The sequence below is a fragment of the Kribbella sp. NPDC056861 genome (assembly GCF_040687575.1).
GTDB lineage: Bacteria > Actinomycetota > Actinomycetes > Propionibacteriales > Kribbellaceae > Kribbella.
In genome coordinates this window covers 831,576-845,560 of record NZ_JBFBNQ010000003.1, presented here as the reverse complement: position 1 = coordinate 845,560, position 13,985 = coordinate 831,576, and the positions used below count along the sequence as shown (strand labels likewise).

The 13,985-nt window shown below is 68.3% G+C and carries 10 protein-coding genes; 4 read left to right on the top strand and 6 right to left on the bottom strand.

From position 1 onward, the window contains the following. Positions 1-26 precede the first annotated feature (26 nt). A complete protein-coding gene (locus tag AB0P21_RS17895; RefSeq protein WP_363697851.1) occupies positions 27-1,796 on the top strand; it encodes an HSP90 family protein in 1,770 nt (589 codons plus the stop codon). After that, a complete protein-coding gene (locus AB0P21_RS17890; protein ID WP_363697849.1) occupies positions 1,793-4,483 on the top strand; it encodes a tetratricopeptide repeat protein in 2,691 nt (896 codons plus the stop codon). The genes AB0P21_RS17895 and AB0P21_RS17890 overlap by 4 nt, the downstream gene beginning before the upstream one ends. Positions 4,484-4,827: 344 nt before the next feature. On the opposite strand, the gene cutA is transcribed toward AB0P21_RS17890, so the two are convergent. From cutA to AB0P21_RS17865, 5 genes are all read right to left on the bottom strand, one after another. Further along, the gene (cutA, locus tag AB0P21_RS17885; RefSeq protein ID WP_363697847.1) at positions 4,828-5,151 is read right to left on the bottom strand and encodes a divalent-cation tolerance protein CutA; all 324 of its coding nucleotides are present in this window, start codon (positions 5,149-5,151) and stop codon (positions 4,828-4,830) included. Positions 5,152-5,392: 241 nt separating this feature from the next. Further along, positions 5,393-6,157: a hypothetical protein gene (locus tag AB0P21_RS17880; RefSeq protein WP_363697845.1), complete on the bottom strand. Its 765-nt coding sequence runs from the start codon at positions 6,155-6,157 to the stop codon at positions 5,393-5,395. 119 nt (positions 6,158-6,276) lie between these two features. Beyond that, a complete protein-coding gene (locus AB0P21_RS17875; protein ID WP_363697844.1) occupies positions 6,277-6,528 on the bottom strand; it encodes an amphi-Trp domain-containing protein in 252 nt (83 codons plus the stop codon). A 27-nt stretch (positions 6,529-6,555) separates the two neighbouring features. Beyond that, on the bottom strand, positions 6,556-8,106 hold the full coding sequence (guaA, locus tag AB0P21_RS17870; protein WP_363697842.1) for a glutamine-hydrolyzing GMP synthase: 1,551 nt from the start codon (positions 8,104-8,106) through the stop codon (positions 6,556-6,558). Positions 8,107-8,128: 22 nt separating this feature from the next. Then, positions 8,129-9,181: a hypothetical protein gene (locus AB0P21_RS17865; protein WP_363697840.1), complete on the bottom strand. Its 1,053-nt coding sequence runs from the start codon at positions 9,179-9,181 to the stop codon at positions 8,129-8,131. Positions 9,182-9,295: 114 nt separating this feature from the next. On the opposite strand from AB0P21_RS17865, the gene AB0P21_RS17860 reads away from it, so the two are divergent. Further along, a complete protein-coding gene (locus tag AB0P21_RS17860) occupies positions 9,296-9,922 on the top strand; it encodes a response regulator transcription factor (RefSeq protein WP_363697838.1) in 627 nt (208 codons plus the stop codon). A gap of 9 nt (positions 9,923-9,931) precedes the next feature. Here AB0P21_RS17860 and AB0P21_RS17855 read toward each other — a convergent pair whose 3' ends face one another. Further along, a complete protein-coding gene (locus AB0P21_RS17855; RefSeq protein WP_363697836.1) occupies positions 9,932-11,275 on the bottom strand; it encodes a hypothetical protein in 1,344 nt (447 codons plus the stop codon). Positions 11,276-11,448: 173 nt separating this feature from the next. Between AB0P21_RS17855 and AB0P21_RS17850 the strand changes: the two genes are divergently transcribed. Further along, complete coding sequence (locus tag AB0P21_RS17850; protein WP_363697835.1) at positions 11,449-13,974, top strand: choice-of-anchor D domain-containing protein; 2,526 nt, start codon at positions 11,449-11,451, stop codon at positions 13,972-13,974. Positions 13,975-13,985 lie beyond the last annotated feature (11 nt).

The window sequence follows — 13,985 nt, the reverse complement described above, 5'->3', positions numbered from 1 at the left end:
CGGGCTTGGCTGGAGAGAGGCTGGGAATGGGTAGCGAGAAATTTCAGGTCGACCTGCACGGAATCGTCGATCTGCTGAGCAACCACCTGTACAGCAGCCCGCGGGTCTACCTGCGGGAGCTGCTGCAGAACGCCGTGGACGCGATTACCGCGCGCCGCGCGCTGGACGCCGACGCGCCCGGGCGGATCGACGTACAGGTGGACGAGCGGCGGATCAGCATCAGCGACTCCGGGATCGGGCTGCGGCCTGAGCAGGTGACGGAGCTGCTGGCAACGATCGGGCGGAGCTCCAAGCGCGACGAGATCGGCTTCGCGCGGACCGAGTTCCTCGGGCAGTTCGGGATCGGGTTGCTCTCGGCGTTCATGGTGGCCGAGGAGATCGAGGTGGTCACCCGCCCGGCCGACGGCCCCACCACCCTCTGGATCGGTACCGCGGACGGCCGCTACACGATCGAGCAGACCGGCGAGCGCGCGGAGATCGGCACCACGGTCACGCTGTCCGCCCGTCGCGGCGCCGAGCAGTGGTTCAAGCCGGCCACCGTCGTCGAGCTGATCCGCCTCTTCGGCGCGCTGCTCCCGCTGGAGATCCGGGTCAACGGCGAGCAGGTGACCGACGGCCGCTCCCCCTGGGAAGCCACCGGTACGACGCAACGCGCCGAGCTGGTCGGCTACGCGCAGGACAAGCTCGGCTTCACGCCGTTCGACGTGATCCCGCTCAACATCCCGGCCGCCGGGCTGACCGGTGTCGCCTTCGTCCTCCCCATCCCCGCCAACCCGGCCGAGCGCGCGACCCACCGCGTCTACCTGAAGCGCATGCTGCTGGCGGAAGGCGTCGAGGGCCTGTTGCCGGACTGGGCGTTCTTCGTCCGCGCCGTGATCGACACCTCCGAACTCCGCCCGACCGCGAGCCGCGAAGCGCTCTTCGACGACGGCAACCTCGAAGCCACCCGCGAAGCCCTCGGGGCTCAGCTACGCGGCTGGCTGGTCCGGCTCGGCAGTACCGACCCGCAGAAGCTCGACCGCTTCCTCGGCATCCACCAGCTCGGGGTGAAGGCGCTCGCGCTGCACGACGACGAGATGCTCCGGCTGGTCTATCGCTGGCTGCGCTTCGAGACCAACAACGGCCGGATGACCGCGGCTGACCTGCACGAACGGCATGGCGAGATCCGGTATGTGTCGACCACCGAGGAGTTTCGCCAGCTGGCTGCGGTCGCTGCTGCCCAGCAGATCACTGTGGTCAACGGCGGCTATACCTATGACAGCGAGCTGATCGAGCGGCTGCCGGAGGTCGTGCCTGACTTGACCGCGAGCCGGTTCGACCCGACCGAGTTGTCGACCAGCTTCGACAGTCTGGATCCGGCGACTGAGCTTGCGCTGCGGCCGTTCGTTCGGCTCGCTCAGGAGACGCTCGACGCCGTCGGTTGCGAGGTGGTGGTCCGCGCGTTCGACCCGGCCGGGTTGCCCGCGATCTACCTGGTCGACCGGTCGGCGCAGTTCGCCGCTGAGCTTCGCAGTACGAAGAGCAAGGCCGACGCGTTGTGGTCCGAGGTGCTCGGCGCACTCGACACCCATGACGACAGCCGACCGCAACTCGTGCTCAACCATCGGAGCCCGCTGGTACGGCGAATGGTCTCGCTGACCGATCCCGAGCTGACCCGGCTGGCCGTGGAAGGCCTGTACGGGCACGCGTTGATGCTCGGCTACCACCCGATCGGCCCGGCGGACTCCGCTCTGGTGAACCGATCGTTCCTTGGCCTGCTCGACCAGGCCGTCCCGCGTGCGGAGGACCTGCGATGAGTGACGATCTGCTGGAGCGGCTGCAGCGGGCCGAGAGTGCGCCGTACGGGAAGGCACGGTCGGCGCTGCTGGAGGACGTCGTACGCCGAGCCGATGCTGCGGGCAATCAGGAGTTGGGGTTCTACGCGCGACTCGGCCTGGTGACGGCGTACGTGATGGGCGGGGAGGCGCGGAAGTCGCTGGTGCCGTTCGCGCGGTGCGTGGCTGATTGGGATGCCGAGCCGGAGCGATACAGCGATCACACGCACACGTTCTTGTGGACATTCAAGTACGCGCCGAGCACGTTGAGCCAGTTTCCTGAGGTGCCGTTGGCGCAGACGTACGGCGTACTGGATGACATGGAGCGGCGGTGGCGGACCGGCGGGCACAGCATGCACGCGGTGCACCAGTATCGGTGGATGGTTGCCGACCACATCGGTGATGCCGAGACGGCGGCTGAGCAGTACCGGCTTTGGTCGACGGCGCCGCGGGATTCGTTGTCCGATTGCGTGGGGTGCGATCCGACGTCGAAGGTGCAGCACCTGATCGGGACCGGGCGGCCCGCTGATGCGGTGGCGTTGGCGGTCGGCGTACTGGATGGGACGTTGACGTGTGCCGAGCAGCCGCAACAGATGCTGACCGAGCTGCTGCCGGCTTATGTTGCCGAGGGCATGTATTCGGAGGCGGTGGATGCGCATCGGCGGGCCTATCGGGCGCTGCGGAATCTGCCGGGTGAGTTGAATGCTTATGCGTCGCATGTGGTGTTCTGTGCGCGGACTGGTAATGAAACAAGGGCTGTCGAGCTGGTTGAGCGGCACTTGGGCGAGTTGGATGATCCGCCTAGCGCGTTGGCGGAGATGAACTTTGCGGCTGCGGCGTCGTTGGCCTTGAGTCGGGTGGACCTGATGGTTCGGCGGCCTCGCGGTGAGGATGTGCCGGCTGGGCAGCTCGCTGAGGAGTTGGCTGCGCGGGCGTTGGGGCTTGCGGCGCGGTTTGATGAGCGCAATGGGACTTCGCATCAGGGTGAGTTGGTGCGGGCGGTGTTGACGGCTGAGCCTTGGGTTGAGTATCTGCCGTTGTCGGAGACGGCTCGGCGGGCGCATGCTCGGCAGCAGGCTCGGGCTGTGGCACCGGGTGTTGATGATTTGCCGGGTGATGATGCGTCGTCGGTCTCGCCTGCGCCGGCGTCGCCGCCGGTTGGGCGGGAGTGGCTCGATCGAGCTGAGGAGGCTTGGCAGAACTATCGGCGCGACGAGTCTGTCGCCGCGTGGGAGGCCTTTGAGCGAGAGGTCGCCGAGGCCGACCGGACGCCGCTGGATCAGGCGCGACTGCTTGATTTGAAGGGCTTGGCGTCGTACGAGGATCCTGAGGCGGCGCTCGACTGTTGGCGTGAGGCGCTGACGATCTACTCCTCGCTCGGTGAGGAGGCCCGGTTGTTGCGGGATCGGGCGCGAATCTCGCGGCTGCTCGGCTACTTGGGCCAGATCGAGGAAGCGCTGGCTACGGGTGAGGCGCCGATGCGCTGGCTGATCGCCAACGACGAGCCGCGGCGCCGGGCCGGGTGGCAGGACTCGCTGGCGACGATGTACGCGCAGGCCGGGCGATTCGAGGAGGCTGTCGTGGAGTTGGCGGCTGCTCGGCAGCTGCCCGAGACCGACGGCGACCAGTTGGCGAACTCGGCGATCCTGCACAGCAACCTGCTGACCCAACTGGACCGGCTCGACGAGGCCGAGGACGCCGCCACCGCCGGGCTTTCGATCAGCGAGGACCTGCCGAGGTCGCTGGCGTATCGGCAACGCGGGCGGATCCGGACGATGCTGGAACGGCCGGCCGAGGCAATCGACGACCTCGAAGAAGCGATCGCGATCGCCGTCGGCCAGCCCGGGGCTGAGCTGCATATCGCCTTCTGTCAGGTCGATCTGGCGCGCGCCTACCTGCTCGGCGGGCGTGCTTTGGAGGCAGCCGAGACCGCTGAGGAGGCGTCGCCGTCTTTCGAGGGCGACCCTGATTTTGCGGGTGCATTGGCCGAGGCGCGCGGCGTACTGATTGATGCCTATCGCGCACTTGGTGAGCTGGACACGGCTTTGTCTTTCGTCCGTCTGCAGTTGACGGATGCGCCGGAAGACGCGCACCCCCATTGGCTCGGCCTGCTGCGCCAGGACGAGGGCATGCTGCTCGAGCGTTTGGATCGCGACCAGGAGGCGGTTGACGCGCTGCTGGCTGCTGCGGAGTACTTCGAGGCTGCCGAGCGTCCGATCGAGTTCGTCCAGGCGCTCCGGCTTGCTGGGCAGTCGGCCCGGTACTCCGGTGATTTCGACCTGGTCAGGCAGTTGCTCGACCGATGCCGGCCTGTCCTCGACGCGCTGCCCTCTGCAGACGACACTGTTGTCTTTCAGCAAGCTGGCGTCCACTGGGATCTTGCCCTGCTGGAACTCCAGGTGGGCGACGTTGGGTCGGCGGTCACCCAGGCGCGGCAGGCTGCGGAGTACTACGAACGCGGTGGCTTCGAAGGTCAGTTGATCAACGCGCGTCTGCTGGTTGCTGAGCACGGCACCACCGACGACACCTTGGTCCGCGAGATCTTCAACGCTCTTCCTGCCGGCGACCCCGCGTGGCACCGAGCCGGTTATCTCCTCGCCGACCGCCTACGTGCGTTGGGCCGCCCTGAAGAAGCCAGCACGTTGGAAGCTCAGCTCCGAGACAGCTGACTCCGACGCCCACGCCTGCTCCTTCGTCGCATGCTCCCCACCCCCCAGCTACCTCGCTCCTTCGTCGCTCGTCCCGCTGCCGTGAAAGCGCGGTGGTTGGTGCGGGCTGTCATCCCTTCCAAAGAGGCTTTGCGAGCCAGCCCCGGCTCAACATTTCCGATGCTTGCCCATGCCCACCTGGATGCCAACAGCCTTGAGCATGCGGCGGCTGTGACCGGATGCGCCTTGGACCTGGCAGCTGGTGTCGGATCAGCCAGGCCGGGTGGACGACTGCGTGGTGTACTTCAACGGCTTACGCAGTACGGCGGACCTGAGGTCTCGGCAGTACTGGAGAGGGCACGAAGTTAGTGCTTGGCTGTTGTGTGGTTCAGCCACTCAAAGTACCCCTCGGATCCTGCAACTAGCGGCACCGCTGCTACCTCCGGGTTTTTCCATGGGTGGTGCTGCAGGACGTGAGACTCCAGTTCGGCGTACCGGGCCTCGGTGGTTTTCAACAAGACCTGCCATTCCTCGCCTTCGCCGTACTGACCTTCGTGCCAGAACACCGAGGTGACGGGTCCGACGACCTGCGCGCCTGCCGCGAGTCCGGCCTTTACTGACGAACCTGCCAGACGAACTGCCTCAGCGCGGGACGGAGTAGCTGTCGAAACTTGCAGGTACTGAGCCATGCCTTGGAGTCTAGAACCCCTGCCGGAGTAGGTGTCGCGGCCCACCGGGGGATTCTTCGTCTCGCGTAATTCACTCTCACATCACGTGGTGTGCGTTTGAAGGTGACGGCCGTATCTGCTCTATGACACCTATCGCCGAGGTGACGCGAAGCATCACGAGGCTGCTCAGGGCGCCGGCAACAGCTCGCCCTGGTTGGTTGCGAGGTGACGCGCAGCGTCACGAGCCGGGTGAAGGGGCAGGCTATGCAGTCGGGCCGGAGCGGAGTACCGGCTTCCGCAGAGCCCTGAGGATCAGCTCATTGCGCCAGTGCTGCCCCAGCGGCACCGACGTATGCAACCCATCGCGCAGATACCGATGCGGGTATTTCACCTCGCCCAGAAACTCCGACCAGCGAACAACATTCAGGTTCGGATACCGCCGCGCCGCGTCGTCGAGTTGGCGGTTGATCCAGGCGCTGTTGCGGAGGTCGGCGCGTTGGGTCAGGTCTGATTCTCTGGTGCGGGAGACCTTGGTGTTGACCCAGTAGACGGTGCGGGTCGGGCCGGCGATCTGGAGGGCGCGGTCGACCTGGGGGCCGAAGGCGGGGGGCTTGAAGATGTCGTTGGTGCCGGTGGCCATCAGGATCCGGCTGGGGAGGCCGTACTGCGTTGCCCAGGTTTGCAGGGCATCCACAGCGCCTTCCGCCGGTTGGCCTGACCAGCAGTGGATGGCGAGCGCTTTGCCGGTCAGTTTGGTCAGGCGGAGGGCCAGGTCGTTGCCGTCCTGGACGCCGATGCTGTCGCCGAACATGAAGACGCCGTCGGTCTCGCGGACGCGGCGGATCTGTTCGTCGTTCGAGACCGCGTGGCGTAGTTCGCGCCACGGGCCGAGCTCGCCCGAGCCGTACGTGTCGGCCGATACCGATGCCGACGTACCGACCATCGTCGCGCCGGTCGCGGCCAGCACGGTGCCGGCTCCGAGCAACTGCCGACGACTGACCCTCACCCCACCCAGAGACTTCCCCACGGGGGATAACTCTGGGGGTACGAACGCCTACCCCACAAGCGCTCCCGCCGAATTGTGAAGGAACTCTCAGGAAGCAGGCAAAAAGCCCAGGAAGCGAACCTCCTGGGCTTTCGACATGGTCAGACCTCGGTGTCGTCGTCCGGGTCCTCGTCGGCGTCGGCCAGGCTCCACTTCAGCTGGAACTCGATCTCTTCCTCGTCGTCGCCGCGCTCGTGCTCGACGCTCACCTGCGCGTTCTTCGGCACGGTGAACCGCTCACCGGCCACCTGGATCCGGAACGGCTTGCCGGACTCCAGGGCATCAGCCAGCCGCCGCAGCTTCGCGGCGAAGTCGGCTACCGAATACTCCCGTTCAACATCTCTTTCAGCCATGCGGCCCATCCTCACAGGTGGGGGGTGTCACTCCCACTCGATGGTGCCCGGGGGCTTGCTGGTGATGTCGACGGTAACCCGGTTGATCTCGTCGACCTCGTTGGTGATCCGGGTGGAGATCTTCTCCAGTACGTCGTACGGCAGCCGCGCCCAGTCGGCGGTCATCGCGTCCTCGCTGGTGACCGGGCGCAGGACGACCGGGTGGCCGTAGGTGCGGCCGTCGCCCTGGACGCCGACCGAGCGGACGTCGGCGAGCAGCACCACCGGGAACTGCCAGATCTCGCGGTCCAGGCCGGCCGCGGTCAGCTCGGTGCGGGCGATCAGGTCGGCCGCGCGGAGGATCTCGAGGCGGTCCTTGGTGACCTCGCCGATGATCCGGATGGACAGGCCGGGGCCGGGGAACGGGTGCCGGTAGACCAGCGACTCGGGCAGGCCGAGGGCGATGCCGAGCTCGCGGACCTCGTCCTTGAACAGCGTCCGCAGCGGCTCGATCAGCGAGAACTGCAGGTCGTCCGGCAGGCCGCCGACGTTGTGGTGGGACTTGATGTTCGCCGTACCGGTGCCGCCGCCGGACTCGACCACGTCCGGGTAGAGGGTGCCCTGGACCAGGAACTCGATGTGCCGGTCCGCGTCGAGCTGGCGGGCGGTCGCCTCGAAGGTGCGGATGAACTCGCGGCCGACGATCTTGCGCTTCTGCTCCGGATCGGTGACCCCGGCCAGCGCGCCGAGGAACTGGTCCTCCGCGTCGACCACGACGAGGCGCGTACCGGTGACGGCGACGAAGTCCTTCTCGATCTGGTCGGATTCGCCGGAGCGCTGCAGCCCGTGGTCGACGTACACACAGGTCAGCTGGTCGCCGATAGCCTTGCTCACCAGGGCGGCCGCGACGGCGGAGTCGACGCCACCGGACAGCGCGCACAGCACCTGCTTGTCGCCGACCTGCTGACGGATCAGCTCGACCTGCTCCTCGACCACGTTGGTGGTCGTCCAGTCGCCCTTGAGACCGGCGATGTTGTGCAGGAAGTGCTCCAGCACGGCCTGGCCGGCCTGCGAGTGCAGCACCTCGGGGTGCCACTGCACGCCGGCGAGCCTGGCTTCCAGGTTTTCGAAGGCCGCGACCGGGGCGCCCGACGAAGCAGCCAGTACTTCGAAGCCGACCGGCGGCGCGTGCACGGCGTCACCGTGGGACATCCAGACGTTGAGGTCCGCAGGGATCCCGGCCAGCAGCGTGCCCGGCTCGCTCACAGTGACCGGCGTCCGGCCGAACTCCCGCAGCCCGGTACGCCGTACGTCGCCGCCCAGCGTCTGCGCCATCGCCTGGAAGCCGTAGCAGATCCCGAACGCGGGCACCCCGGCCTCGAACAGCGCCGAGTCGACCCGCGGCGCGCCCTCGGCGTACACCGACTGGGGTCCGCCGGACAGGACGATCGCCTTCGGGTTCCTGGCCAGCATCTCCTCGACCGGCATCGAGGACGGCACGATCTCGGAGTACACGTTCGCCTCGCGCACCCGGCGCGCGATCAACTGCGCGTACTGCGCCCCGAAGTCGACGACCAGAACCAGCTCATGCTCAGTCACCCGCAAAGGGTATCGGTGCAGGTCAGCAGGGCTGTAATCGCGTTCTCACCAGCACCCGGGCCGGCGCCCGGAACGAGAGCAGTTCGATCATCGGCGGTACTGCCTCGACCGCCTCCACAGCAGCCAGTAGCGGCCCGGTGACCTCCAGGGCAACTCGCGCCTCGAGCCGGGCCAGGCCGGCACCGAGGCAGCGATGAATCCCCAGCCCGAAGGCGAGATCCGCCGGCCCACCATGCCCGGACAGCCCGAGCAGGATCGGCGCACCGGCGGGCAACTCCACGTCGCCGACCATCGTGGCTTCGGCGGTGACCCGTCGCCAGGTGGGCACCGACGACGACTCACGAAGTACCTGATCCAGCTCCACTGACTCCGTCAGCGATCGGTACATCGCCGTGGAGATCAGCTGCGTCGTCGTCTCCTGGCCGGCGATCAGCAGGAAGTACGCGACCGCGCACACCTCTTCGTCGCTCAACCCCAGCCGCACCAGTACGCCGAACAGATCCTCACCCGGCAACCGCCGAGCGGCGACCACCCGCTCCCGCAACCAGCCGTAGAACTCCGCCGCGCTGTGCGCCAACTCCAACTGCCGGTCCTCGGAAGGCCAACCCCAGAACAGTTCCAGCGACTCGCGACTCCACGCCTTCAACGCCGGTACGTCGACGTCCCGCAACCCGAGCAGCTCCAGCAACACCAATGCGGGCGGCTCAGCGGCAACCAGCTCCACCAGATCGACCGCGCCAACCTCCAACGCGGCACGTGCCAACTCGACCCGCTCCGCCACCAGCCGACGCGTCAACGGCTCGACCGCAGCAACCCTTGCCGGGCTGAAGAACCGAGCCACCGCCGCCCGGATCGGCCGATGCGACTCTCCCGCGTTGTTCGCCAGCGTCGGCGGCAACGCGAACCCGGCGCCTTGCAGCACCCGCAACGCCTTCACACTCAGCGCGGTGTGCGCGACGACGGCGTTGTCCGGCCGGAACGTCGCCGGATCGAGGAGCACCGAACGCACCTCAGCCGGCTCGTCGACGACCCACATCCCGAGCGTTTCGTCGTACCGGGCCGGGCAGTGGGTCACCCGCCCGAGTTTAGGTCAGGGCAGGGAACTGGGGCGTCCCTAGGGACCGGCCCTAGGGCGTTCGGCCGGACCGGACGCGCATCGTTGCCTCACGCCACGACACGGGGAGGAACGATGGGACTTCGGGTTCCGGTCTACGCCTATTCGGCGGATCCGATCTCACGAGCGGGGGTGGAGAGCCAGTTGCGGTTCCAGCCCGATCTGCGGGTGGTGCCCGACGAACACCTGAGCGAGGCCGTCGTCGCGGTGGTCGCGGCGGAGACACCCGACGGCGCGACCCTGGAGATCCTGGGCGGGCTTCGGCGGCACGGTCTGGACAAGATCATCCTGGTGGTCGGATCACTCAACGACGGCGATCTGATCTCGGTGATCGAGGCCGGGGTCTGCGGTCTGGTCCGCCGGTCCGAAGTGACCTCGGACAAGCTCACCGATCTGGTGAAGCGCGCGGCCGTCGGCGAGGCGGAGCTACCGCCCGACCTGCTCAACCGACTGCTCAAACAGGTCTCCCACATGCAGAACGCGGTACTGACGCCGCGCGGGCTGCGCCTGGCCGGCCTGTCCGCCCGCGAGGTCGCGATCCTGCGCCTGGTCGCCGACGGCTTCGACACCGACGAGATCGCCGGGCAGCTGAGCTACTCGCCGCGGACGGTCAAGAACGTCCTGCACGGCGTCACCACCCGCTACCAGCTACGCAACCGCTCGCATGCCGTCGCCTACGCGTTGCGCGAGGGCATGATCTGAGCTCTGTCCTCAGACCAGCTGACCCGAGAAGGAGACCGACGGTGTGCAGCGCTCCGCGCCACCGCCGGGGACGGTGCAGTTGACCGAGACCGTCACCTCCTGTCCCGGTTCCGCGTGCAGCGGTTCGAGGTAGTGGTAGTCGAGGTCGCGGAAGTTGGCCAGCCCGGTCTCCAGCAGCACGTCCTTGCCGATGGAGATCCGCAGGATGCCGGTGTCACCGCGCGGGTTCTGCAGGACCAGGTCGGAGATGTTCACGCTCTTCTTGTCCGGCGCCGAGTAGCTGAAGGTGGCGAACGAGCCATCCGTGACGATCTTGGCCGTGGTGGCGACCCGGAAGCTCAGCGGTACCGGGCCGGTCGGGGTGACCGCGCTCGGCTTCGGGGTGGGCCTGGAACTCGGCTTGGCGCTCGGCTTCGGCGACGGAGTACCGGGTGCCGGCACGGATGGTTTGCTGCCCTGGGTCTCGCCTGGCTCCGGCGTCGGAGTGATCCCCGCCGCCAACTGCGCGACCGTCGCCGCGTTACCGGCCTTCGCCGCGGCCACCGTCGCCTTCGACGCCGCGGTCTCCGCGCGAGCGACCTGCTGCTCGGTCTTCTCGGTGGCCACCGATTCGACGGCCGGCTTCAGCAAGGCGAACCAGGCAGCGACCAGGGCCACCACCAGTACGGCGAACGCGGCCACCGCGGGCAGCAGCCACTTCGGGATCAACTGCTCCTGCAGAACCACCCCGCTGGACCTGATCGGCTCGTCGCCGGCGGCGGTGCTGACCACCTCGAACGGCAGCGTCCTCGGCTGACCGCGAAGGAAACGCCGGTGCGGAACAGCCCGGATCTTCACGATCGTGGCGGTGCCCGGCGCGGTGACGATCACCGGCTGGTCGGCCTCGAGCCGCAGGTCGTCCTCGGCATCCCGCAGGGTGATCTCGACGGTCGTCTCACTGTTGCCGAGGTTGTCCACCGCCAGCCGGAAGCGGGCCCGGCGCCGCGCCCGGCGCTTCCCGGGGACGAGCTCGGCCGCGAGTTCGCGGTACGGCCTCACCTCGACCGTGCCCTCTTCGACGACCGAGTCCGCCGGCGCCTCGCGCGAGGCCACCCGGACCCCGAAGGAGTGCTCACCGGCCGCCAGTTCGGACGACCTGGGCGGCGCGAAGACGAGCGTCACCGTCGCGCTGGTGGCCGGCATCAGGTTCACCGTGGCGGGTTCGATCGTCACCCAGTCGCCGGGGACGCCGACCAGCGTGATCGAGAACTGGTCGACCAGGCTCCCCGTGTTCGTGACGGCGAGCTCGCAGCGGCCGGTCTCGCCCGGCTCGATCGCGAGGTGGTCTTCCGACAAGGACGCTGTGGCTGCCATGCCGATCAGCCTGGCCCGGCGACGACCCGCCCGGCAGTCGTCCGGGGCTAACCGGACGCGATGTCTTTGCTGCCCGATCGGGCAGTCCGGGCTGCCTGCCGGCCGCGACCATCGGGCACCCGTCGCCACCTGCCCGTCCCTACGCTCGAAGCGATCCGAGCAGGAGGACCACCGTGCACCGACGGATTCCCAGAGCGCGCACCCTGATCCTGACCGGAGTGTTGCTCACCGCAACCATCAACCTCGGCGCCGTGGTACCGGTCGCGCTGGTGGCGTCCGCCGCCGAGGTCCAGGTGCTGTCGGTGCCGGACGGCGGCGGTGACCCGGCGGCCGCGAGCGCGCCGGCGATCTCCGGTAACGGCCGGTACGTCGCGTTCGAGTCCAAGACGCAGCTCGATCCCGGCGTGCGGCCGGTCCCCGGTGACCCGGTCAACGTCTACGTCCGGGATCGTCGGTCGCCAGGGCACACCGTGCTGATCAGCCGGGGCGTCCCGCAGACCGCGCTCGCTTCCTTCCGCGGCCGGGCCGCGCCGATCCGGCGTACGGCGGCCAACGAGGAGCTCGGCAACGGCGACAGCGGTCAGCCGTCGATCTCGGCCGACGGCCGGTACGTCGCGTTCGACAGCGTCGCGCGCAACCTGCAGGACGGCTACTGGCCCAGCGGGCGGCGCGTCCTGCTGTGTGACCGCGATCCCGACGGCGACGGCATCTTCGACGAACGCCGGCCGGACGAGTCGATGGACTACGCCTACGAGCACTTCAGCCCGGTGCCACTCTCCGGTACTCCGCCCGACGGCGCCAAGCCCAGTCTGTCCGCCGACGCGGACGTGATCAGCTGGCAGGAGACGGCAGATGACGCGGAGCTCTCCGATGTCGTGGTCGCCCGGATCGGCAAGGACCCAGCAGGCCGGCCCTACCCTCCTGATCCCGACCTCTTCACCAGGCCACTGCAGAACCTGCCGACCGCGCTGGGCACCGAGGAGGCTCCTCACGTGTCCGCCGACGGCGGCACCGTGGTGTTCACCGCTCTGGTCCCGACCCCTCCGATCGGCCGGCTCTCGACTGTCCAGGCCTTCGAGCTCGCGACGGCGAGGATCGACCGCGTGGACTACGGGCCGGACGGCGATCTGACCGGGCTCGGCCATCATCCGGTGATCTCGGCCGACGGCAGAGTGGTTGCCTTCGAGCAGGATCCCGGCATCGTCGGAGCGGTCAGTACCGTCGTCGTCGATCGTGATCCTGATGGCGACGGCGCGCTGGGACCGGGTGGCGGCGCGTCGGTGACGGCCTCGGTCGCCTCAGCAGATGTGAACGGGCTACCGCAGGAGGGTCGCGCTCCCGCGCTGTCGTCCGATGGGCGCTACGTGGCGTTCGAGAGCTCTGCGGCCAATATGCACGGTGACTACGGTGAATCCGGCCGTACCGCGATCGTGCTGCGGGACCTGACGGTGGATGCCGAGCGTGCCGTCGCGGGGCTGCCGCGGCTGGCCGGTGAGCTCGGTTCACCTGCCGCGGTGGCCGATTGCGGCAGCCAAGACGCATCCGCCTGTCCGGCCGAGGGACCGAGTCAGGCTCCGCAACTGTCCGCCGATGGCGCTGTCCTCACCTTCTCGTCGGCAGGTGATGATCTGCTACCGGAGCCTTGCTGTGCCGGCGCGGTGTTCGCGCGGGCGTTCCGTCCTGGTCTGCTCAGCGATCCTGTCGACTTCGGATCCGTTGTTGTCGGCACCACCGTGACGAGGACCGTCGTACTACGGCACATCGGCTTCGGGCCGGTTCGGGTGGGAGCCATCACGGTGACCGGACCTGATGCGCGGTACTTCGCTTTGACGGGGGCCGAGAACTGTGTCGGGGCAATGCTGCATGAGACCGGAACCTGTGCGGTGTCGGTGACCTTCACTCCGGGCGCGGGCGGGGAACAGCAGGCCGGCCTTCGGATCGAGCTGCCGGACGGGACCGCCACCACTGCACAATTGGTTGCTGTTGGCACCGATGCACCGGTGGATCCGCCGACCTCACCGCCGACCGAACCTCCACCTCCTGAACCGCCGGGCGAGAGCGGCGGGCTGGTGGTGTCGCCGGAGCCGGTGATCTTCGCCGGTGCCGGGACTGCGCTGGTCGCGCGTCCAGCTCAGACCCTGACCGTCCGGAACGCTGCCACCACGTCGATCACCGTGACCGAGGTCGTCGTACTGGAAGGTCCTCGCTTCACGGCCGGCGACTTCGCGGTCGCCGGAAACACCTGTGCGGGCACGGTTCTGAGCCCGGGTGGCAGCTGCACGATCCAGGTGACCACCACCCCGCAGAACGCCGGTCAGCGCAACGGCGTACTCGACATCGTGACGGCGGACCTCACCTATCGGCATCTGGTCGCGCTGCGCAGTACCGCGACCGCGCCGACCCTGACGACCGACCCGGCGGTGGTCCGGCCGAACCGGGTGGTGACTGTCAGCGGGCGCAACTTCCCGCCCGGGCAGGCGATCACCCTCACCTTCGTGACGCCTGGCGCTCGGAGTTCGTCGATCGCGTTGGCTCAGCCGGACGGGACCTTCTCCCAGCAGATGCTGGTTTTCCCGCAGACGAGCGCCGGCACGTGGCCGGTGACGGCGGGCGTTGGCGGGACGTCGGTCCGGGCCCAGAGCCCGCTGCTGGTGGTCCCTGGCAGCTACCAGCCGCCAGGCTTCACCTCCCGCCGCTGAGCACCCGCGCT

Bases quoted from the DNA above. Each gene is read 5' to 3' on its own strand.
- AB0P21_RS17895 (WP_363697851.1), top strand. From the start codon at position 27: ATGGGTAGCGAGAAATTTCAGGTCGACCTGCACGGAATCGTCGATCTG.
- AB0P21_RS17855 (WP_363697836.1), bottom strand. From the start codon at position 11,275: ATGGCAGCCACAGCGTCCTTGTCGGAAGACCACCTCGCGATCGAGCCG.
- AB0P21_RS17875 (WP_363697844.1), bottom strand. From the start codon at position 6,528: ATGGCTGAAAGAGATGTTGAACGGGAGTATTCGGTAGCCGACTTCGCC.
- AB0P21_RS17890 (WP_363697849.1), top strand. From the start codon at position 1,793: ATGAGTGACGATCTGCTGGAGCGGCTGCAGCGGGCCGAGAGTGCGCCG.
- AB0P21_RS17860 (WP_363697838.1), top strand. From the start codon at position 9,296: ATGGGACTTCGGGTTCCGGTCTACGCCTATTCGGCGGATCCGATCTCA.
- cutA (WP_363697847.1), bottom strand. From the start codon at position 5,151: ATGGCTCAGTACCTGCAAGTTTCGACAGCTACTCCGTCCCGCGCTGAG.